Source organism: Marichromatium gracile (genome assembly GCF_004343155.1).
Taxonomy (GTDB): domain Bacteria; phylum Pseudomonadota; class Gammaproteobacteria; order Chromatiales; family Chromatiaceae; genus Marichromatium; species Marichromatium gracile.
The window spans coordinates 129,881-150,104 of the sequence record NZ_SMDC01000004.1 but is presented as its reverse complement, the minus strand read 5'-3'; the positions used below and the strand labels follow the sequence as shown (position 1 = coordinate 150,104).

The 20,224-nt window shown below is 70.3% G+C and carries 16 protein-coding genes and 1 tRNA gene; 5 read left to right on the top strand and 12 right to left on the bottom strand.

The genetic code is table 11. The annotated features are described in order from the left end of the window. Window positions 1-25: 25 nt before the first annotated feature. The 9 genes from EDC29_RS08280 to EDC29_RS08240 all read right to left on the bottom strand — a co-directional run bounded on the left by EDC29_RS08280 (window position 26) and on the right by EDC29_RS08240 (window position 10,367). Window positions 26-454: a hypothetical protein gene (locus EDC29_RS08280; RefSeq protein WP_132229381.1), complete on the bottom strand. Its 429-nt coding sequence runs from the start codon at window positions 452-454 to the stop codon at window positions 26-28. A 4-nt stretch (window positions 455-458) separates the two neighbouring features. Further along, window positions 459-980 (bottom strand): chemotaxis protein CheW, encoded by a 522-nt coding sequence (locus tag EDC29_RS08275; protein ID WP_165913465.1) that lies wholly within the window; start codon window positions 978-980, stop codon window positions 459-461. After that, on the bottom strand, window positions 977-2,677 hold the full coding sequence (locus EDC29_RS08270; RefSeq protein ID WP_123140980.1) for a GGDEF domain-containing protein: 1,701 nt from the start codon (window positions 2,675-2,677) through the stop codon (window positions 977-979). Before EDC29_RS08270 ends, EDC29_RS08275 begins: the two co-directional genes overlap by 4 nt. Before the next feature lie 38 nt (window positions 2,678-2,715). Next, on the bottom strand, window positions 2,716-3,066 hold the full coding sequence (locus EDC29_RS08265; RefSeq protein WP_123140979.1) for a response regulator: 351 nt from the start codon (window positions 3,064-3,066) through the stop codon (window positions 2,716-2,718). 45 nt (window positions 3,067-3,111) lie between these two features. Then, window positions 3,112-5,274 (bottom strand): hybrid sensor histidine kinase/response regulator, encoded by a 2,163-nt coding sequence (locus tag EDC29_RS08260; RefSeq protein WP_132229379.1) that lies wholly within the window; start codon window positions 5,272-5,274, stop codon window positions 3,112-3,114. Between the two features lie 16 nt (window positions 5,275-5,290). Beyond that, a complete protein-coding gene (locus EDC29_RS08255) occupies window positions 5,291-6,685 on the bottom strand; it encodes a CheR family methyltransferase (protein ID WP_165913464.1) in 1,395 nt (464 codons plus the stop codon). Continuing rightward, window positions 6,682-7,719, bottom strand: coding sequence for a chemotaxis-specific protein-glutamate methyltransferase CheB (cheB, locus tag EDC29_RS08250; RefSeq protein WP_132229375.1), 1,038 nt, complete (start codon window positions 7,717-7,719; stop codon window positions 6,682-6,684). The genes EDC29_RS08255 and cheB overlap by 4 nt, the downstream gene beginning before the upstream one ends. Beyond that, entirely contained in the window at window positions 7,716-9,656 is a 1,941-nt protein-coding gene (locus tag EDC29_RS08245; RefSeq protein ID WP_132229373.1) for a methyl-accepting chemotaxis protein, read from the bottom strand. Before EDC29_RS08245 ends, cheB begins: the two co-directional genes overlap by 4 nt. 138 nt (window positions 9,657-9,794) lie before the next feature. Continuing rightward, window positions 9,795-10,367 carry a carboxymuconolactone decarboxylase family protein gene (locus tag EDC29_RS08240; RefSeq protein ID WP_123140974.1) on the bottom strand — a complete coding sequence of 191 codons (573 nt, stop codon included), beginning with the start codon at window positions 10,365-10,367 and terminating at the stop codon, window positions 9,795-9,797. Between the two features lie 442 nt (window positions 10,368-10,809). Here EDC29_RS08240 and malQ point away from each other — a divergent pair, with 442 nt between their 5' ends. Then, window positions 10,810-12,324 carry a 4-alpha-glucanotransferase gene (gene malQ / locus EDC29_RS08235; RefSeq protein ID WP_132229371.1) on the top strand — a complete coding sequence of 505 codons (1,515 nt, stop codon included), beginning with the start codon at window positions 10,810-10,812 and terminating at the stop codon, window positions 12,322-12,324. 11 nt (window positions 12,325-12,335) lie between these two features. On the opposite strand, the gene EDC29_RS08230 is transcribed toward malQ, so the two are convergent. After that, the gene (locus tag EDC29_RS08230) at window positions 12,336-13,154 is read right to left on the bottom strand and encodes a class I SAM-dependent methyltransferase (protein WP_123143232.1); all 819 of its coding nucleotides are present in this window, start codon (window positions 13,152-13,154) and stop codon (window positions 12,336-12,338) included. A 141-nt stretch (window positions 13,155-13,295) separates the two neighbouring features. On the opposite strand from EDC29_RS08230, the gene EDC29_RS08225 reads away from it, so the two are divergent. Both EDC29_RS08225 and EDC29_RS08220 read left to right on the top strand, forming a co-directional pair. Further along, window positions 13,296-13,386 (top strand) — tRNA-Ser (locus EDC29_RS08225). A 408-nt stretch (window positions 13,387-13,794) separates the two neighbouring features. After that, the gene (locus EDC29_RS08220) at window positions 13,795-14,868 is read left to right on the top strand and encodes a hypothetical protein (RefSeq protein ID WP_200189417.1); all 1,074 of its coding nucleotides are present in this window, start codon (window positions 13,795-13,797) and stop codon (window positions 14,866-14,868) included. 201 nt (window positions 14,869-15,069) lie between these two features. Here the strand turns inward: EDC29_RS08220 and EDC29_RS08215 are convergent, their stop codons facing one another. After that, window positions 15,070-15,954 (bottom strand): AraC family transcriptional regulator, encoded by an 885-nt coding sequence (locus EDC29_RS08215; protein ID WP_123143233.1) that lies wholly within the window; start codon window positions 15,952-15,954, stop codon window positions 15,070-15,072. 405 nt (window positions 15,955-16,359) lie between these two features. On the opposite strand from EDC29_RS08215, the gene EDC29_RS08210 reads away from it, so the two are divergent. Next, on the top strand, window positions 16,360-17,433 hold the full coding sequence (locus EDC29_RS08210; RefSeq protein WP_123143234.1) for an NAD(P)-dependent alcohol dehydrogenase: 1,074 nt from the start codon (window positions 16,360-16,362) through the stop codon (window positions 17,431-17,433). 344 nt (window positions 17,434-17,777) lie between these two features. Here EDC29_RS08210 and EDC29_RS08205 read toward each other — a convergent pair whose 3' ends face one another. Beyond that, window positions 17,778-18,695, bottom strand: coding sequence for a glycosyltransferase family 2 protein (locus EDC29_RS08205; protein WP_165913463.1), 918 nt, complete (start codon window positions 18,693-18,695; stop codon window positions 17,778-17,780). 45 nt (window positions 18,696-18,740) lie between these two features. Between EDC29_RS08205 and EDC29_RS08200 the strand changes: the two genes are divergently transcribed. Then, the gene (locus EDC29_RS08200; protein WP_132229367.1) at window positions 18,741-19,931 is read left to right on the top strand and encodes a glycosyltransferase family 4 protein; all 1,191 of its coding nucleotides are present in this window, start codon (window positions 18,741-18,743) and stop codon (window positions 19,929-19,931) included. The last annotated feature ends 293 nt before the right edge of the window (window positions 19,932-20,224 follow it).

The following is a 20,224-nucleotide window of genomic DNA, read 5'->3' as shown; positions in this document are numbered from 1 at the left end:
ACGATGGTGTCGCGGTCCTTCCCTGTTACCGGCCGTCTCGGCCCCAATGATCCGTCCAGCCGGCGTCGTGCCAGGGGTCGAGCACCATCACCGGTGTGTTCTTCCAGGCCAGCGCCCGCAGCCACGGCAATCGGCTGCGGGCCGCCAGCAGCGGCGGCAGCGGATGCAGGTCGCCGGCCTGTACTCGGTCGAGCGATATCGGTTCGTCGACGCGGACCCGGAGCGCTCCCGCGGGGTGGGCGAGGAGCAGCTGGCGCTGGTGTTGCGCGGGGCGCTCGTCCGTCGTCGAGGACAGTCGCAGCAGCTCGGCGATATGGGGCGCGCGGGTGCTGTCGGCCGGCTCCAGGGCGATCACCCGACGGCGCTCCAGGGCAAAGCCCAGCCGATTGGCATGAAACGATAACAGATCGATCCCCAGGGGCGTAGTCGTGCTCTGCGTTTTTTGGTTTTCCATGCGCTTAGGCCGACTCCTTCATGAAGTCGATGAACAAGCGCTCGAGATCGAGCACCGCCACCGTCCGTCCCTTGGCGGTGAACACCCCAGTGGTCACCCGAGCGAGCATCGAGGGCAGTGTCGGCGGTGGTTCGAGGATGTCGTGCCCGGCGATGTCGACGACATCGACCACGCGCTCGACCCGCAGTCCGCTGGTGATCTCACGTGCGCCGGCGAGCAGGATCGCCCCGCGCGTGGCCGGTGCCGGGGTGGGACGCCCGAGCAGGGTGGCGAGACAGAGCACCGAGGTGATCTCGCCGCGCACCGAGATCACCCCCTCGAGCGCCGGCGGGCAGCCGGGCACCGGGTGGATCGGCACCAACGGCAGGATCTCGGCGATGCGTGCGCCGGGCAGGGCGAAGCGCTGCTCGCCGAGCGCGAACACCACCAGCTTGACCAGGTCCTGCGACTCGCTCTCCGGCGCCGGGTCGTCCTCCCCGGGGCGGGCGGCGAGCAGCACGCCGAGCGGATCGTCGTCCTGGGTCACGGTCGCGGCTCCGTGGCGACGGTGGCGCACTCGATGCGATTGCGCCCGTGCCGCTTGGCCTGGTAGAGGGCGCGGTCGGCGGCCTCCTGCAGGGTGGTGGGGTCGGTGAAGTCGGGGAAGGCGGCGAGCCCGGCGCTGAAGGTGCTGTGGAACTGCTGGCCGCCCTCGCCGGCGAAGGTCACCGCAGCGAAGCTCTGGCGCAGCGCGTCGAGCACCTGCATCGCGCGCTCGGCGCTGGCGCCGATCATCACCACGGCGAACTCCTCGCCGCCATAGCGTCCGACCACGTCGGAGTCGCGCATGCGCAGGCGCAGGGTGCGCCCGAGGGCCATCAGTACCTGATCGCCGACGTTGTGGCCGTGGCTGTCGTTGACCTGCTTGAAGTGGTCGATATCGATCATCGCAAAGCTCAACGGGGTGTTGCCGCGCAGCGCCGCGGCCACCGCGATCTCGAGGAGCTGGAGGATGGTGTTGTGGTTGAACAGCCCGGTGAGGCTGTCGCGCACCATCAGCGAGCGCAGGGTGCGCATGCGCTCGGCACGCAGCCGGATCTCGGCGACCAGCCGCTTGGGCGCGATCGGCTTGGTGAGGAAGCCGTCGGCGCCGGCGGCGAGCGCGCGGAACTGGCGCTCGGCGTCGGTCTCGGAGGAGATGTAGATGATCGGCAGGCCGACGTGCGCCGGCACCTGGCGCAGCACCTGGGCAAGCTCGGGTCCCGAGCACAGCGGCATGTAGAGATCGACCAGCATCAGGTCGGCCTGGAAGGTCTCGAGCTGCTGGAGCACCAGCGCCGGATTGTTGAGCACCCGGGTGACCATGCCCGCGGCCTCGAGGATCAGCGCATGGTACTGCGCCAGGTCGGGGTCGTCGTCGACGATGAGGATATGGAAGGGTTCGACCGGGGTGGTGTCGGTGATCAGATCGAGGATCTCGACCATCTCCACCGTCTTCACCGGCTTGGTGCAGTAGGCGCTGCCGCCGGCCTGCACGGCGTGCAGCCGGGCGCCGAAGTCCTCGCGGTTGGAGATGAAGATGGTCGGCACCGGCTGACCGGTGAGCCGATTGATCTCGGCGAGCGCCTCGGGTCCGGCGTTGATCCCCTCGGGGAAGACCACGTCGAGGATCACCGCCGCCGGCGGCGTCTCGGCGACCGCCCGGTGGAGCCTGGCCAGCGAGGTGAAGGCGGTCACCCGGTAGCCGAAGCAGCCGAGCTGCATCGCCAGCTCGGCGACCACCTCGGGGTCGTCGTCGCAGACATAGATGGAGTGCTCGCCGCGACTGGTGGTGATGTCGCGACCGCTGCGTCGCGCCGGCAGCGCGACCTGGGCCGGCGGCTCCTGGGGCAGGCAGGGGCCGCGATCGATCTCGAGGTGTTCGAGCGCGTCGAGCTGGTGGGAGAGGGTGTCGAGCAGCTCCTCGCCGAGCGCCTCGTAGCCGTCGAGCACCTGGCTGAGGTGCTGCTCGGCGTCGCGCGCGGCGGCCATCACCTCGGGGAAGCCGAAGGTCGCCCCCGAGCCCTTGAGGGTGTGAAAGAGTCGGTGGATCTCCTGCAGGTTGAGCCGGTCCGGGGGCTGTGCGGGATCGAGCCGCGAGACGCGCTCGCGCAGCTCGCCGAGCCGCTTCGGCAGCTGGGTGATGAAGGAGGCACGCAGTCGCGCCTTGCGCGTCTGGAGGTCTGCTGATTGCTGCTGCGTCATGCGCGTGGTCGCGGGCTGCTGCGTTGCGGCGGCGGTAATCACAGCCGGGCGACTGCCTGCAGCAGGGCCTCTTCCAGGGTCTCGTCCTTGCAGAGGTGGGCGCTGATGCCGGGGCGTTGATCCGAGGTCGCGCGCAGGTCGTCGCCGCTGAGCAGGATGAAGGGGATCGATACGCCTAATTTACGGATCTCGCCCTCGAGTTCCAAGCCATCGAGCAGCGGCATGTGCAGATCCGAGATCACGCAGTCGAAGGGGCTGGTGGCGGCCGCGATGCGCTCGAGCGCGGCGAGCCCGTGCGCGACGATCTCGCAGCGGTGTCCGGCCTGCTCGAGGATGGCGGCGGTGAGTTCGCCGGTGAGGGTGTCGTCGTCGACGATCAGGATGTGCATGCGGTGGCGTCCTCGATGGTTCTTATGGTGGATGGCGCGCGAGGCTCATCCGATCAATCCTCGCAGGGTGTCGACCAGGCTCGACTGGGCGAAGTCGCCCTTGACGATATAGGCGTTGGCGCCGACCTCGATGCCGCGGCGTCGGTCGGCCTCGTCGGCGCGCGAGGTGACGATGACGATCGGGGTGGTGCGATAGTCGCTATTCTCGCGCAGCCGGGCGGTCAGGGAAAAGCCGTCGAGTCCCGGCATCTCGACATCGCTGACGACCGCGTCGAAGCGCTGTCGCTGCGCCTTGTCGAGCGCCTCGAGCCCGTCCTCGGCGAGGGTGACGCGATAGCCGCTGGACTCGAGCAGGTCGCGCTCGATCTCGCGGGTGTTGAGCGAGTCGTCGACCACCAGTACGTGGTGTGCCGAGGCCGGCGCGGTGGTCGCGTCGCGCGCCGGTGCGTCGGCCTCGAGCCGCGCGGCGGCGAGCAGCGCCGGGGCCTGGAGCACGCTCACCAGGGTCTCGTCGCCGGTGGTGACGAAACCGCCGACCAGCTCGCCGACCGGGGCGAGCGCGCGCATGTGCGCCGGCAGCGGCTTGATCACCATGTCGCGCTCGTCGACCAGACGATCGACGATCAGCCCGAGCTTGGCGCGCGCGGTGCCGATGACGATGATCAGCGGCGCCGGCGGTGAGGGCGCGCCGGTCTCGCGCTCGAGCCCCAGCAGCGCGCTCAGGGTGATGAGCGGCAGACAGGTGCCGTCGAGCGTCAGCGTCGGCTGTCCGGCGACCTGCAGGGTGGTGTCGAGCGCGACCCGGATCAGCCGCTCGACGTGCTGCGCGGTGAGCGCGAAGACGCGACCGCCGGCCTCGAACAGCAGCACCCGCATCAGCGCCAGCGACAGCGGCACCTTGAGCGTCAGCCGGGTGCCCTGGCCGGGCGTGTCGGTGACGGCGATGGTGCCGTGCAGCTCCTCGACCACGGTGCGCCTGACCACGTCCATGCCCACCCCGCGCCCCGAGACCTCGGTGACCAGCTCGCTGGTGCTGAAGCCGGGGCGGAAGATCAGCTCGGCGACCTGCGTCGGCTCCAGGGCGGCGGCCTGCTCCGGCTCGACCAGCCCCTGGCGCACCGCGCGCTCGAGGATGCGCGCGCGATCGAGTCCGCGCCCGTCGTCGCGGATGCCGATGGCCACCCCGGCGCCGTCCTTGCGCGCGCTGATCTCGATGCGTCCGAGCGCGGGCTTGCCGGCGCCACGGCGCGCCTCGGGCGACTCGATACCGTGATCGACGGCGTTGCTGAGCAGGTGCACCAGGGCATCGCCGAGACGCTCGACGATATGACGGTCGAGCTCGATCTCGCCGCCGCTGGCGTGACAGTCGACCTGCTTGCCGAGCGCCCGGCCCTGCTCGCGGGCGATCCGCGTGATCGGCTCGAACAGGGTTGCCAGCGGCAGCATGCGCAGCCCCAGGGCGCAATCGCCGAGCTCGCTGGTGAGCCGCTCCTGCTCCTGCACCAGATCGCGCAGCGCGCGGGTGAAGCGCTGTCGGCCGGCGACGTGCTCGGCCAGTGCCGGGTGGTCCTCGAGCAATCGTGCAAGCTCGACGTCGAGCGCGCGGGCCTCGAGCAGGCGCTGGCGATAGCGCCCCTGGGTGGCGATCAGCTCGCCCATCAAGCGGATCAGCCCATCGAGCTTGTCGAGTCCGACGCGCACCGTCTCGGTCGGGCGCAGGTCGAGTCGCGGCGGCGTGCGCGCATCGCCGGGTGGTGGCGCCGCGGCGGGCGTCGGCTCGGGGGCGGGTGCGGCATGCGTCTGCGCCGCCGCGGCGGTGGGCGCGGCGTGCTCGAGCAGCCGCGCGAGCAGCGCCGGGTCGGGGTGCGCGGGCAGCCGCTCGGGGGTGGTGGCGGCGGCCACCAGGTCGCCGATGGCGTCGTGGCATTCGAGCAGGGTCGCGGCCAGCTCCGGCGAGGGCGCCAGGCGCGCCTCGCGCAGCGCCCCGAGCACGTCCTCGAGGGCGTGTGCGATCTCGGCGATCACCCCCAGCTTGAGCATCCGCGCCGAGCCCTTGATGGTGTGGGCGGCGCGGAAGGCGGCGTCGAGGTCGTCGCGTCCGAGCGGCTCGTCGCGCGCCATCGCCGAGAGCTGGGCCTCGAGCTCGCCGAGATGGCCGTGCGACTCGGTGACGAAGCGTTGCAGGAAGCGTTGCAGGTCGATGGCCATGCCCGTGGCGTCCGTCTCAGTCCGTGCCCTGGGCGGCGAGCCGCGCCAGGTGGCGCTCGCAGATCAACCGCAGGTCGCGCCGCGACAGCGCGCTCGGCAGCAGTGGGCGCGGCGCGCCGGGCGGCGGCTCGGCGGTGAGCAGGTTGCGGGCGATGCGGTACTCGCGCGCGGCGGGCGCGGCGGCGCCCTCGTCGCGATGCAGCTCGGCGAGCTGATAGTGCGCCCGCCAGCACTCGGGCTGGACATAGATGACGCGGGCCAGTTGCGTGCTCGCCGCCTGCGTGCGGCCCTGGCGCCGGGCGCAGCGCGCGCTGACGAGCAGCGCCTCGAGCGACCAGGGATCGCTGGCCAGGGCCTGTTCGCAGCTCGCCTGCGCCGCGGCGATCGCCCCGGTCTCGAACTCGAGCAGCGCGCGCAGCTCCAGTGCCGCCACCGAGCGGCGTTCGAGCGGGATCATGGCCAACCGGGTCAGCGCCTCGGTGTAGCGCTCGGCGCGCGCCAGCGCCAGCGCCTCGGTATAGCAGCGCGCCGGGTCGAGCGGTGGCGGCGGGCGGCGCACCGGGCGGGACGGGGCGAGGGCGCGCGCGGGCGGCGCGAGCGGGTCGTTGCTGAAATAGAAGATGCCGCGATGGACGTGCTGGCGCAGCAGTCCGATGTCGTTGGCGAGGGTCTCGGCGACGCCGACGATGAGGAAGCCGCCGGGGTTGAGCAGCCGCGCCAGCTGCGCGAGCACCTGGGCGCGGGTCGGCGGATCGAAATAGATCGAGACGTTGCGGTAGAAGATCACGTCCTGTCCCTGCAGCCCCGGCGGGTAGTCGCGGGCGAGCAGGTTGAGCGCGAGGAAGTCGACGCGCGCGCGGATGGCGGCGGCGAGCTGGTGCTGGCCGTTGTCGAGCCGGGTGAAGTGGCGCGCGCGCAGTGCCGGGTCGAGGGCGCGGAAGGTGAAGGCGCCGTAGCGCCCGGCGCGGGCGCGCTCGAGCACCTCGGGGTCGAGGTCGCCGGCGCTGATGCGCACCGCGGCGGCGGCCTCGGCGCCGAGACGCTGCTCGAGGGCGATGGCGATCGAGTAGGGCTCCTCGCCGCTCGAACAGCCGGCCGAGAGGATGCGGATCGGCGTCTCCGGGGGCGCGCGGTCGCGCGCGCGCAGCGTCGGGATGAGGTGATCGGTGAGCAGCTCGAGGTGCTGCGCCTCGCGATAGAAGTAGGTCTCGTTGATCGTCAGCAGGCTGCCGAGCGCCATGAGTTCGGTCTCGTCGGCGCGCAGCCGGGCCAGATAGGCCGCGGGGCCGTCGCTCGCGGTGTGGGCGATGCGACGCGCCAGCGCCTCGCGCAGCGTCGTCTCGGAGGCGGCGTCGAAGTGCAGCCCGATCCGCTCCTTGATGAGCGTGCGCAGCGGGGAGAGATCGTTCACGACGGGGCGGGCGCGACGGCGCCGGTCAGGGCGCACAGGCGCGGCGGGATCTCGGCCAGGGTGAGGACCTCGGCGGCGGCGCCGGCGACGATCGCCTCGCGGTTCATGCCGAAGATCACCGAGCTGGCCTCGTCCTGGGCGATGGTCGGGGCCCCGGCGCGGCGCATCGCCAGCAGCCCGCGTGCGCCGTCGCGCCCCATCCCGGTGAGGATCACGCCGACGGCGCGCGCGCCGTAGTGCGCCGCCACCGACTCGAGCAGATGATCGCAGCTCGGGCGATAGATGTCGCCGGCGGCGCGCGGCGAGAGCTGGATGCGCTGCTCGTGGTCGACGCCGAGGTGCTGGCCGGGGTCGGCGATGTGGACCCGGCCCGGGCGCAGCGCCTCGCCGGGCTCGGCGACGGCCACCGGCAGCGGACAGAGCCCGTCGAGCCAGGCGGCCATCGCCTGGGCGAAGCCGTCGGCGATGTGCTGGGCGATGAGCAGCGGCGCGGGGAAGTCGGGCGGCAGCGCGGCGAGGATCTGGGCGAGCGCGTGGGGACCGCCGGTCGAGGCGGCGATGGCCACCACCCGGGCGCGGTGACGGTGCGGCTCGGGGGCCGTCGGGGCGAGGGCGGCGGGGGCCTGGGGGCGACGGATGTGGCGGATCACCGGTACCCCGGCGAGGGTGCGCAGCCGCTGCGCCAGGCGCGACGCGTCGCCGAGCGCCTCCTTGGGGAGGGCATCGAGCGCGCCGTAGGCCACCGCCGCCATGGCGTTGTCCGCGTCGGCCAGGTCCGAGACCACCAGGATCGGGGTGGCGCGCGTCGACATGATCTCGGCGATGGTCTCGAGCCCGCCCATCCCCGGCATCTGCAGGTCCATGGTGATGATGTCGGGCGCGAGCTCCTGGGTCAGACGCAGCGCCTCGCGGCCATTGCCGGTCTCGGCGCAGACCTCGAGACCGGCGGCGGCCTCGATCTGGGTGCGGATCAGCGCGCGCGCCAGCGGGCTGTCGTCGACCACCAGCACGCGGATCGGACGGGACGCGCTCATGCCGGATCCCGGGTGTCGGCGGCGGGGGCGGCGCCGAGCTCGAAGCGGTCGACGCGTTGGCCGAGATTGGTCGAGAGCTGGGTCATCTGCTGGGCGACCTGGGCGATGCGCTGCACCGACTGGGCGGTGTCGGCGCTGGCGGTGACGATCTCGCGCAGCGCCACCACCACCTGGTTGCTGGCGGTCTTCTGCTGCTGGGTCGAGAGGCTGATCTGTTGCGCCGAGCTGGTGGTCTCGCCGGCGGCCTCGACCAGCGAGCGGAGGATCTCGGAGCTGCGCGAGGAGGCTTCGAGACCCTCGGCGATGCCCTGGGAGCCTTTCTCGGAGTTGATCACCAGACGGTTGATGGCGTCCTGGATCTCGATGACCTTGTTGCTGATCTCGCTGGTCGAGTCGGTGACCGAGTCGGCCAGGCGGCGGATCTCGGCGGCGACCACGCCGAAGCGCTTGCCCGCCTCGCCCGCCGAGGAGGCCTCGAGCGCGGCGTTGAAGGCGATCAGCTTGGTCTGATCGGCGACGGTGTCGATGATCTCCATGACCTTGGAGATCTCCTTGGACTTGTGCCCGAGGGCGACGATCTCGGCGAGCGCGTGCTGGTTGTCGCGACGGATCTCCTCCATCTGCGCGGCCAGCTGCTGCATCGACTCGGCCCCCTGCAGGCTGTCGTCGTAGGTGCGCTTGGCGATCTCGGCCACCGAGCCGGAGTACTCGGCGATCTGGGTCGAGGAGGCCGACAGCTCCTCCATGGTCGAGGTGATCTCGGCGATCGAGGCCGACATCTCGCTGGAGGTCGCCGCCTGGCCCTCGACGGCGCCGGCGATCTCGCGCGCGGCCTCGTCGACGGCGCGCGCATCCTGCTCGACCTCGCCGACGAGACCGTGGAGATGACGGCGCATGCGCTCGCCGTCGTGACCGAGCGCGGCGAGCTCGTCGCGCCCGTCGATGGCGATCTCGTGGCTGAGGTCGCCGGCGGCGATCTGCTTGATGCCGCCGGCGAGCCGGCGGATGCGCCGCTCGAGTGCGCGCGCCGTGAGCAGCGTCAGCACCAGACTGAGGCCGGCGACCAGGGCCGCGACCAGCCAGGCCTCGCGGGTGCTGGCAGCGATCGCGGCGAGCGCCGCGCTGCGGTCGCGCACCAGCTCGATGACCCCGATCGGGGTGCCGGAGTAGTCGGTCACGGCGCTGGCGTAGACCGCCACCGGGGTGGTGCCGAGCCGGGCGTGGACGAGCTGCGGGGTGCCGGCGAGCGCCGCGCGCAGCCGCGAGTCGTCGAGCAGCGGCTGGGCGCCGAAGGTGCCGGCGAAGGTGCGCAGACCGTCGGCACGGGCCAGGTGCAGCGCGGCGTCGACGCCGTGATGCTGCTTGAAGTTGGCGAAGAAGTCGGCGCCGAAGGCCATGCCGAACTCCACCGAGCCGACATGACGCCCCTGCCACGCCACCGGGACGATGCCGCGCGCGCCGAGGTTGGCCACCCCGACCTCGAGCCCGCGCTGGGGCTCGCGCTCGCGGTTGGTGTCGACCACCGAGTGACGGAAGCCGGAGAGGTCGTCGCCGTAGCGCTCGGGCATGTGCAGGCGCAGCATCGAGGTCGCCGGCGGGGTGTGGAACTGGAACTGCACCACGCCATAGTCGGCGTGGAGCTTGCGATAGGCCGGTTCGAGCGCCGCGCGCAGCCAGGCGCGGTCGCCCGCGGCGAAGTGCGACTGGATATCGGGGAGGTTCGCCACCAGGGTGCTCATCGCCGCGGCCAGCCGGGTCTCGGCGGCGATCTCGGCCTGCAGACTGTCGGCATAGAGTGCGAGCTGCTCGCGCTCGGCCTGGGCGGTGAGACGGTCGATGTCGTGGAGGTTGTTGTAGGTGAGCGCCGCCACGGCCAGGGCGATGGCCAGCCCCATGCCCAGCAGGATATTGGCCCACAGCGGGAGATACTTGAACATCGCAGGCTTCCGTGGTGATCCGCGGGGCCGGCTGCCTCTCTGGGGCCGGCGTGATGGCGCCGCCACCGCGGGCGTGGGTCGACGCGTCAGCTGCGGATGCTAGCGCAGCCGCGCCCGGGGCGCGACCGCGCGGCGCGCTCAGGCGCTCAGTTGCAATGCCGGGGCGTCGAGCGCCTCGACCAGATGGGGGATCTGCGAGAGGGCGGGGGCGCCGTCCATCAGCAGCGCGATCGGCATCACCTCGAAGATCTCCTCGGGCGGCGTGCCGAACTCCAGCGCCGAGCGCGCGTGCAGACGGATGTGGTCGCGGCGCTGCTCGACCAGGGCGATGCCGAGCGCGATCAGCTCGCGCACATGGTGCTCGATCGGGCCGCGCCCGAGCACGTACTCGCGCCAGGAGTCCTCCCAGGACTCCCACATCTCGCCGCCGCCGCTGGGGCTGGCCTTGAGAAACAGCGCGATCTTGCGCACCTGGCTGAGTTCGCCGTCGCCGGCGCCGAGGCGTCTGGCCTCGCTGCCGTGGATGTCGATACAGCGCCGGCATTGCTTGGCCAGGGCGATGCCGAGGGTGATCAGCTCCTTGCTGGCGCGGTCGATGCGGCCCTTCTTGGTGCTCTCCTGGGAGAGCTCGCCGATGATCTCGAGGAACTCCTCGAGCCCGTACTCGCGGGCGCGACTGAGTGAGTGCTTGAAGGTATCGGGACTGCTCATGATCGATGGGTTCCTACTGCTGTCGGGGCCGGGTTGGAGAGGTCCGTCCGGCGTCGGACACCCGGTGCGGGCGAATGAGATGAAGCCAAGCGTGTGTGCCGAAACCGTGCGCCCGGTCACGATTGCGGACGCCGGCTCGCCGCTGGCGCGTCGACGTTGCGTCGTCGTCGCGCGAGCCTCCCCACGCTAGCCCAAGGCGCGGTCGCGGATCAATCGTCGCGCGCTCGAGCGTTGCGACGCCCTCGTACTTTCAATGGTTTGTGCGCGCCCCCATGATTCGGGGTCGGGTGTGTCGCAGAGCGCCTCGGCCGCCCCCGCCGGGTGCGCCCGGCGCGCCCGAAGAGATGTAAACGTGTCCGTCCATGCGGATCGTGGTCGCTGTCGTGGGGCGATCGGCGTTAGGATGCGACCAGCGGACAGCTGCCGACCGGGAGGCCCCTCCATGCACCGCACCAGCGGTATCCTGCTCCATCCGACCTCGTTGCCCAGTCCCTTCGGGATCGGCGACCTGGGGCCGGGTGCCTACCGATTCGTCGACTTTCTCGCCGCCGCCGGGCAGGGGCTGTGGCAGATGCTGCCGCTCGGCCCCACCGGCTATCACGACTCGCCCTATCAGTGCACCTCGGCGTTCGCCGGCAACCCGCTGCTGATCAGCCCGCAACGGCTGCTCGAGGCCGGTTGGCTCGACCCCGAGGACCTCGAACCGGCGCCGAGCTTCTCCGCCGACCGGGTCGAGTACGAGGCCGTCGGCGCCTGGAAGCGCGCGCTGCTCGAGCGCGCCCGCCGCGGCTTCGAGGCGCGCGCCTCGGCGGCGCAGCGCGCCGCCTACGCCGCCTTCTGCGAGAACCACTGCGACTGGCTCGAGGACTTCGCCCTCTACAACGGCCTCAAGGCCTTCCACGAGCAGCGTCCCTGGACCCAATGGGCGCGTGACTACGCGCTGCGCGACCCCGGCGCGCTGGCGCGCTGGGCGGCCGCGCACGGCGAGGTGCTGGCGCTGCAGCGCTTCGTCCAATTCTGCTTCTTCGAGCAGTGGCAGGCGCTGCGCGACTATGCCCGCGCGCGCGGGGTACGGTTGGTCGGCGACATCCCGATCTTCGTCGCGCACGACTCGAGCGAGGTGTGGACCCATCCGCACTGGTTCGAGCTCGACGCCGAGGGCGAGCCGACGGTGATCGCCGGGGTGCCGCCGGACTATTTCAGCGCCACCGGCCAGCGCTGGGGCAACCCGCTGTATCGCTGGTCGGCGCTGGCCGCCGACGACTACGCCTTCTGGGTGGCGCGGCTGCGTCAGGTGCTCGAGCTGGTCGACCTGGTACGCATCGATCACTTCCGGGGCTTTGCCGGTTACTGGGAGATCCCCGCCGATGAGCCGACCGCGGTCAACGGGCGCTGGGTCGCCGGGCCGGGGATGAAGCTCTTCGGCGTGCTCCAGGAGGCGCTCGGCGACGACCCGCCGCTGATTGCCGAGGACCTCGGGGTGATCACCGAGGACGTCGAGGCGCTGCGCGACGGGCTGGAGCTGCCGGGGATGGCGATCCTCCAGTTCGGCTTCGAGGACATCCCCGAGGGCTTCGGGCGGTCCTACTTCCTGCCCCATCACCACCGCCGCCGTCAGGCCGTCTACACCGGCACCCACGACAACAACACCCTGCGCGGCTGGTGGGACAGCCGTGACGAATCGGTGCGCCGCCACGCCCGGGTCTATCTCAACACCGACGGTCACGAGATCCACTGGGACTTCATCCGTTGCGCCCTCGGCTCGGTGGCGGAGATGGCGCTCTTCCCCATGCAGGACGTGCTCGGGCTCGGCGCCGAGGCGTGCATGAACCGCCCCGGCACCGCCGAGGGCAACTGGGAGTGGCGCTTCCGCGAGGAGATGCTCGAGACCGGTAGCGCCGAGCGGCTGCGCGCGCTCAGTCGTCTGTTCGGACGGTTGCCGCACCCCGAGGACTGAGCGCGACGCGCTCAGCGCGCCGGCGTGGCGCCGAGATAGGCGATCCAGCCGGCGTCGGGCTCGCCGCGCTCGACCGCGACGAAGTCGCCGTCGGGCTCGCCCTCGGCGTCCCAGCCCTGCCAGTAGACGCCGACCTCGCCGAAGCCGGCCTCGGCGAGCAGCTCGCGCAACTCGGGCAGGGTCCACAGCCGCCACTGATAGCTGAAGGCGCGCTCGAGCCGCGAGCCGTCGTCGAAGGCGAAGTGGATGTGACACTCCAGATCGCTGCTGATCGGGTCGAAGCGCGCCTGCTCCCAGATGTAGTCGAAGTCGCCCTGCTCGGGGTCGGCGACGCGGCGCTCCTCGCGGATCACCCGCGGGGCGTCGTAGCCGCCGTAGACATCGAGCAGGAAGACCCCGTCGGGGGCGAGCGCGCGGTGCACCGCGCGGAAGTAGTCGCCGAGCGACTCGCGGCTGCGCAGCAGCCAGTAGCTGAAGTTCATCGCCACCACCAGGTCGACCGGCGCGGTGGCGGCCTCACGGACATCGGCTTGGCGCAGCGCCAGTCGCGCGCGCGCCTCGGGCGCGAGCCCGGCGAGGGTGTGGGTCCGTGCCCAGTCGAGCACCGCGGCGTCGAGATCGATGCCGAGGGCCTGATTGTCGGGGCGGCGACGCACCCAGGCCGCAGAGATCGCGGCGCTGCCGCAGAAGTCCTCGCGCAGCCGTCGCGCCGGGCGACCGCGCAGATCGGTGACGAGCTGATCGAGCAGGTCGATCTCGGCCTCCGGGGCCTGGACGGCGAGTTCGTAGAGACGGTGACGGTCGGCGGTGCTGGCGCGGGTGTTGGGCATGGGGCAGGGTGGCCTGAGGGAAACGGGTGCCCCGATGATGCCCGCTGTGCGTTCGAGAAGAAATGGGTTGAAAGCCGTCGGGGTTTCGGTTAAAGTTCACGGCTCAAACGCGCCGCGGGCCTTCCTGTCGCCGTGTTTTCCGGAGAGGTGTCCGAGTGGTTTAAGGAGCACGCCTGGAAAGTGTGTATAGGTTAATAGCCTATCGTGGGTTCGAATCCCACCCTCTCCGCCAAATTGTCGGTAAAAACGCGCCTTCAGGCGCGTTTTTTATGCCCACTAACTAACCTGCCAAAGCAAAAACGCTTGTGGTGCACCGCATCTTACCGCCTGAGGCGCCCACAGTCGCGGCCGACCCACCCCGCAGAGGCTCGTCGAGCCAGACAAGCAGCATCTGGCGGCGATCCGCGCGCCCTTGACTAGCTCGCAGTCGAACAGTAACTCGCAGCCAATCCAAACCAAGGTCGTTGACGCAGGCGCGCAACAGGGCTATTTTCTCACCCGGGTGCCCACCCTACTTGCACACGAGTAAAAATAGGCCGCTTCGCTATCTGTCATTGAACATCTCTCTTTGTGAGCGTTGCTCTCGGGGACTTAAACGTGTGCGCCTAACCCGAGATCGGCGTGGTCATGAGGTATAGAGATGACAATGACGGTCAAAGCGCTGGCATATGCTGCACAGCAGTACCTGCAATCCAGCACCAAAACGCCCTTCAAGCGCGCGCACATCTACGAGTTGCTGGCTGCACTCTACGGTTTTCGCTCCTACGCGGCACTAACCGCTTCGTCCGTGTTCACGTCTGGCAACGACGAGTTCGACCGTATCCCGATGGAGCCGGCAATACTTCGCCAGCGCTACAGCGATCTGGGGTACCCAACCGCAACGACCGATCATGTCGTGTCCGAGTTGGTCTCGTTCGCGACCCAGCATCGATTGGGAGTCGTTCGTCTAAATGACCTGGTCAGGGATCTCCGCGACGGTCTCTACGACGGTTACGATTTCGGCGAGACTGATTTGCCTGCGCTCCCGGTGGACTGCTTAGTACGATCCGCCAACAGCGGGAGTGCTATTGCCCACTATGCGCTAGCCCTGATCTATGACCCCGGTGATGACAATGACGAGCTATTGGGGGCATCCTATTGGTACACCCAAGAGCAGAACGGTCGCGAACTTGAGGGCATGCAAAAAGCCTGGGCAGATGCCTATGCAGGTCGCATTGCCCTCAAGGAGAAGCATGCCTTCCACCTCCGTCAAGCGGCCCAGCTGGGTAGCGCCGAAGCGCTCCTTGATCTCGCGGACAAGTTCGGTGACCTTTCTTTCTTCGAGGGCGACCACGACGACCTCGACGAGGACCCGATGCGGGTGGCCGAGATCGCCGAGCGTCACGGGCGCAGAGCAGAGACGCATCATTGGCTGACAATCGCCGCCGAAGAGGGCAATACCGAGGCAATGTTCGAGCTGATCGAGCGCTTCGATCACCAAGACCACGAGCGTTGCTGGACCTGGATCTACCTGGCACGTCGACTGGGAACCGATTTCACCCGAAGCGACTACCGGCTGATCAACGAGGACGGATCATCCTGGGACGACGATGTTGGTGGTTCCGCCTTTGTCATCGGACGGGATGCCTTGACTCTTCCACCGCTCGATGAGCGGCGAGACACGGCAGCCTACAACGCTGCCGAGGAGATGTTTGCTCGACTCGAGTCGACCTGATGCGCGCCTCATATTGAGGTTCCCCTGATTTTCGCCCCCCCCAAGGGTTTGGTCTCATGCGACCGTCTGGTCGCGGCTCTGTCTCGCCTGCCAATGTTGCATGATCCCGACGGGGGAGCGATAGCCAAGTGTCGAGTGCAACCGCTCTCGATTGGATAATGCACCATGGCGCCTGCCGAGGACGCTGCGATCCGCCGCGGCTCAGGCCGCGCGTGCCTCGCGCGTCATCTCCGCCGGGCTCTGCCCGAAGTAGCGCTTGAACTCGCGGCTGAACTGCGAGGGGCTCTCGTAGCCGACCCTGTCGGCGGCCATGTAGGCCTTGATGCGCTCGTGCAGCATCAGTTCGCGCGCCTTGGTCAGGCGCACCTTCTTCAGGTACTGGATGGGGGTGTCGGAGGTGATCTCCTTGAACGCCCGGTGGAAGGCCGATGGACTCATGTGCACGCGCTCGGCGAGCTGTTCGACGTCGAGCTTATCGGCGTAGTGGCTCTGCATGATCCGCAGCACCTGGGCGACCTTGGAGAAGGTGCCGCTGTACATCGCCAGGGCGTGGAGCACCGGCGCCTGGGTGCCGCCGAGGGCGCGGAACAGCACCTCGCGCACCAGCCCCGGGCCGAGCAGCCGGGCCTCGGTCTCCGAGCCCAGCGCCTTGATCAGACGGGCGATGGCGTCGGCCATCTCGGCGTCCAGCGCGGCCGGCCCGATCCCCCGCGGCAGGCCGCGCTCGGCGGCCTTGCCGATCTCAGCCTGCAGGCCCATGCCGCTGATCAGCGCGTTCAACTGGCCGAGGTCGATATCGATGTAGAGCCCGAGCAGGGGCGTCTCGGGCGACCCGAAGGTCTCGCACTCGAAGGGCATGGTGACCGAGGTGAGCAGATAGTTGTCGGCGTCGTAGCGGAACGCCTCGCCACCGAGATAGCCGGTCTTGTGGCCCTGGATGACGACGCAGATGCCGGGGTCGTAGACCAGTGGGCGCCGCGGGATCGGCTGTGTCGACTTGAAGAAGCGCACCCCCTGGAGGGGCGACTCCATCACCCCGGTCTCCAGCGCCGGGAAGTGCTGCAGCAGTATCGAGTTCGATGACATGTCGTGCGCGCTCTGATTCGGGAGATGGATCTTTTAGACAGGATTGGCCCCGCCGGGGCAACTTGAAATCACCGCTCGGGTAGGAATAGGCAAGAGATCGAGAGGATCAGGTCTCTCAACCGAGGGCATCGAGCCCTATGTTCATCGTCAATGCAGCCGATGATGTGGCCCGCCGTGGCGACCGCTCTGGCAGGTGTGGACTGCTCGGCGGTGGCGCCGTTCTCTACCCCGTTCGCCCCGCCTGCACGAGCATCACGAGTCTGGCTCAACACAGGTGCGTTCGCCGACCCCGCCGTGCCGGGTCCGCGCGATCGCGCGCCCTCGGCGCCGAGTTCAAGTCATCGTCGCCGCTCGCCGAGACCGGCGGCACCTCCGCAACCCACTGACGAAGACAGGCCAAAGACCATGAAAACCGTTGGATACGCGGCCCATTCGGCCGATGCCACGCTCGTTCCCTATCACTTCGAGCGTCGCGCGCTGCGCCCGAACGATGTCGCCATCGACATCCAGTACTGCGGTGTCTGTCACTCCGACCTGCACACCGTCAACGGCGACTGGGGGCCGCAGCCCTATCCGCTGGTGCCGGGCCACGAGATCGTCGGCGTGGTCAGCGCCGTCGGTCCCGAGGTCGAGCGCTACCGGGTGGGTGACCGCGTCGCGGTCGGCTGCATGGTCGACAGTTGCCAGGACTGCGACCAGTGCCACAACCATGAGGAGCAGTACTGCCGCAACGGCATGACCCCGACCTATGGCGCGCCCGATCGCATCAGCGGCGAGATCACCCAGGGCGGCTACTCCAAGCACATCGTGGTGCGCGAGGCGTTCGTGCTGCGCATCCCCGACAGTCTGGATCTCGCCAGGGCCGCGCCCATCCTCTGCGCCGGTATCACCACCTTCTCGCCGCTGCGCACCTGGCAGGTGGGCGAGGGCACGCGTGTCGGCGTGATCGGGCTCGGCGGACTCGGCCACATGGCGGTCAAGCTCGCCGCGGCGATGGGCGCCGAGGTCACGGTGATCAGCCGCTCGAGCAGGAAGGAGGCGGAAGCGAAGGCCAGCGGCGCCCGTGGCCTCCTCGCCTCCACCGACCGGCAGGCGATGCAGGCGGCCGCCAACGCCTTCGATCTCATCATCGACACCGTGCCGGTGAAGCACGACCTGAATGTCTACACGCCGCTGCTCGACGTCGACGGCTCGCTGGTGATCGTCGGCCAGATCGGGCCGCTGGAGGCGCCGATGACCACCCCGCTGGTGTTCGGTCGCCGGCGCGTCGCCGGGTCGCTGATCGGCGGCATCGCCGAGACCCAGGAGGTGCTGGACTTCTGCGCCGAGCACCAGATCTATCCCGAGTGCGAGATGATCCGCATCGAGCAGATCAACGATGCCTTCGCGCGTCTGGCCGAGGGCGAGTTCGCCCATCGCATCGTCATCGACATGGCCTCGCTCAGCGTCGATGGGCCCGCGCCGGGCGCGGCGGTCTGAACGAACGATCAGCGCAAGGGCGCCGAGGTCGGGCGAGGTCGGGCCTTCGTCTGGCCGGGCGTGACGCGGGGCGCCTCGCGACCGAGGCGCCCCGCGCGCCCTCTCGCCGGGACGCCAGGCCCCGTGTCGGCACCACCCCCCCATCCCCCGATGCCGTTTGACAGAGGACGGGCGCGCGCCCCGTCCTCTTCGCGCGCGCCGAGTGGCCCCGGTCGTCGACCTCGCCTCCGGCGGCGGACTGGAGCGCGAGGCGAGCAAGCGCGCCGCCCCGAGCCCGCGGAGAGGCCGCCGCGCCTGCTCGCGGTCTGGGGCCGCGCCGCGTGCGGTGCGCGATCGAGCGGGCCTCAGTCGCGCGGCGCGCGCAGCAGTCGGCCATCGGTGCGCGCGGCGCGCGGGATGCGTCGCTGCGGCGTCAGCGAGCGTGCCAACAGGCGGCTGGCGCAGACCCGCGCCGGGTGTCCCTCGGCCTCGCCGATCAGCAGCCGGGCGCGGCGCAGTGCGACCGGGTACGCGGTGCCGAGTTCGGGGCGGTCGCGCCGGATGATCCGCGCCAGCACCGCGAGCCGCGCCTCGGTGCGGCTGGTCTCGGTCTCGGCGCGCCGCTCGTCGTCGCAGTAGACGCGCGGGCTGAAGCCGACCGCCCCGGCGCTGGCCAGGCGCAGCCACAGCTCCCGCTCCTCTGCAGAATGCAGTCCACCGTCGAATCCCTTCGCATTCTGCAATGCATCGCCTCTGGCCACTACCGTCGAGGTGCCGACCAGGTTCTCGGCGAACAGCAGCGCCGTCGGGTGGGAGAGCCGTCGGAAGCTGTCGCCGCCCTCGAGCAGCAGCCGCAACCCCGGCCAGAGGCTGAAGCAGTCGCCGCGGTCCTCGCCGTCGGCGCCGACATGGCGGTAGTTGGTGAAGCTCATCACCAGCTCGGGGTCGCGCCGGTGGAGGGCGAGCTGCGCGGCGAGCTTGCCCGGGTACCAGCGATCCCCTACGTCGAGGAAGGCGATCAGCGCGCCGCGCGCCGCGGCGATGGCGTGATTGCGCGCCCGCGCCGCGCCCAGCCCGCCGAGCCGGATCGGGTGCAGCCAGCGCGCGCGTCTGGCGTACGCGCACAGCCAGTCCCAGGTGCCGTCCTCGGAGCCGTCGTCGACGACCAGCACCTCGAAGGCGTCGAGCTGCTGGGCGAGGACGCTGTCGATCGTGCGCGGCAGCTGCTCGAGACAGTCGCGGGCGGGGATGACGATCGAGACCTGGATGGGCTGGGTCGACATGGCGCGTCCTCTGGCATTGATGTTGCTCAAGGCGCAGCAGTTCGCATGCCAAACGGAAACATCACCATCATGAAGACGATCGCCTATCTCATCCCCGCCTTCCCGGTCCTCTCCGAGACCTTCATCGGCACCGAGATCCGCGCCATGGAGTCGCTCGGTCACCGGGTGGTGCCGATCGCCTTCCGCCGTCATCCGGGACCGGCCCAGGCCAGCGATCAGCGTCTGGCGGTGCGCACCTGGTATCTCTCCGATCTCGGTCCGGCCGATGCCGCCGAGGCGCTCGGCGGCATCCGCCCGAGCCTGTTGCGCGGGCTCGGCTTCGCGTTGCGCCAGCGCGGGCTGCCGCGCGCCGCGCTGCTCTACGGCGCCGCGCGGGTGGCGGCGGTGATGCGCTACGAGGGCTGTACCCACATCCATGCCCATTTCGCCCAGGCCACCACCGCCACGGCGATCGTCGCCGCCCGCTGGCTCGGCATCGGGGTGTCCTTCGTGGGGCACGGCTCCGACGTCTACGCCACCCCCGCCGACCTCGCGCTCAAGCTCGATCGGGCGGACTTCGCGGTGGCCGTGTGCGAGGACATGCGCCGCGACTTCACCGCGCTGGCGCCGCGTGCGCGCGTCGGGGTGGTCTATTGCGGGGTCGATGCGCGCACCTTCGCGCCGGTGGTGAGCGGCGCCGCGGAGGCCGATCGGCTGCTGTTCATCGGTCGGTTGTGCGAGACCAAGGGGGTGGCGGATCTGCTCGAGGCGCTGGCGCTGGTCCCGGCGGCGCACCGCCCCCGGCTCGATCTGGTCGGCGACGGCCCGCTGCGCGCGGCGCTGCGGGCGCGTTGTACCCGGCTCGGGCTGGACGACTGGGTGGAGTTCCTCGGCGCGCGTCCGGCCGAGTGGCTGGCGCGTCACGGCCCCGGCTACCGGGCGCTGGTCGCGCCCTTCCGCATCGCCGCCAACGGCGCCCGCGACACCGACCCGGTGGTGGTCAAGGAGGCGATGGCGATGGCGCTGCCGGTGATCACCACCACGCTGATGGGCTGCAAGGAGATGGTGACCGAGGAGAGCGGCTGGCGGGTGGCGCCGGGCGATCGCGCCGCGCTCGCCCGCGCCATCGAGACGGTGGCGACCACGGCGCCGCTGCGTCTGGCGGCGATGGGGCAGGTGGGGCGCCGACGGTTGCTGGAGCTGTTCACCGCCGAGCGTCAGGCCCGGGCGCTCTCGGCGCTGGTCGAGGAGGTGTGAGAGGGTCGCCGCGCGCGCCCCGGCCTCCGGGCGCCGCTCTACGGGCTCGCGCTGGCCGCGACGCCGTCCTGAGGCGTGTTGCAGGATGCAGCGCCCGCTGCGTTGCACGCTGCAACGCCGGGGCGGGCGAGCGGCGCGGGATCGCGCCGGCGCGTGCGGATGCGGGATGGCACGCGATCTGCTCACGGTCGGTCATCCTCTGCTCATCGGTCCCGACCATGCCCATCGAGTTGCTCGACCGCATACGACCTGCCCGCCGGCGACTGGCGCCCGCGCGCGCTGACGGTGCTCAG

Coding starts and splice junctions, on each gene's coding strand:
- EDC29_RS08280 (WP_132229381.1), bottom strand. CDS start 454: ATGGAAAACCAAAAAACGCAGAGCACGACTACGCCCCTGGGGATCGAT.
- EDC29_RS08270 (WP_123140980.1), bottom strand. CDS start 2,677: ATGACGCAGCAGCAATCAGCAGACCTCCAGACGCGCAAGGCGCGACTG.
- EDC29_RS08265 (WP_123140979.1), bottom strand. CDS start 3,066: ATGCACATCCTGATCGTCGACGACGACACCCTCACCGGCGAACTCACC.
- EDC29_RS08260 (WP_132229379.1), bottom strand. CDS start 5,274: ATGGCCATCGACCTGCAACGCTTCCTGCAACGCTTCGTCACCGAGTCG.
- cheB (WP_132229375.1), bottom strand. CDS start 7,719: ATGAGCGCGTCCCGTCCGATCCGCGTGCTGGTGGTCGACGACAGCCCG.
- EDC29_RS08245 (WP_132229373.1), bottom strand. CDS start 9,656: ATGTTCAAGTATCTCCCGCTGTGGGCCAATATCCTGCTGGGCATGGGG.
- EDC29_RS08240 (WP_123140974.1), bottom strand. CDS start 10,367: ATGAGCAGTCCCGATACCTTCAAGCACTCACTCAGTCGCGCCCGCGAG.
- malQ (WP_132229371.1), top strand. CDS start 10,810: ATGCACCGCACCAGCGGTATCCTGCTCCATCCGACCTCGTTGCCCAGT.
- EDC29_RS08230 (WP_123143232.1), bottom strand. CDS start 13,154: ATGCCCAACACCCGCGCCAGCACCGCCGACCGTCACCGTCTCTACGAA.
- EDC29_RS08220 (WP_200189417.1), top strand. CDS start 13,795: ATGACAATGACGGTCAAAGCGCTGGCATATGCTGCACAGCAGTACCTG.
- EDC29_RS08215 (WP_123143233.1), bottom strand. CDS start 15,954: ATGTCATCGAACTCGATACTGCTGCAGCACTTCCCGGCGCTGGAGACC.
- EDC29_RS08210 (WP_123143234.1), top strand. CDS start 16,360: ATGAAAACCGTTGGATACGCGGCCCATTCGGCCGATGCCACGCTCGTT.
- EDC29_RS08205 (WP_165913463.1), bottom strand. CDS start 18,695: ATGTCGACCCAGCCCATCCAGGTCTCGATCGTCATCCCCGCCCGCGAC.
- EDC29_RS08200 (WP_132229367.1), top strand. CDS start 18,741: ATGCCAAACGGAAACATCACCATCATGAAGACGATCGCCTATCTCATC.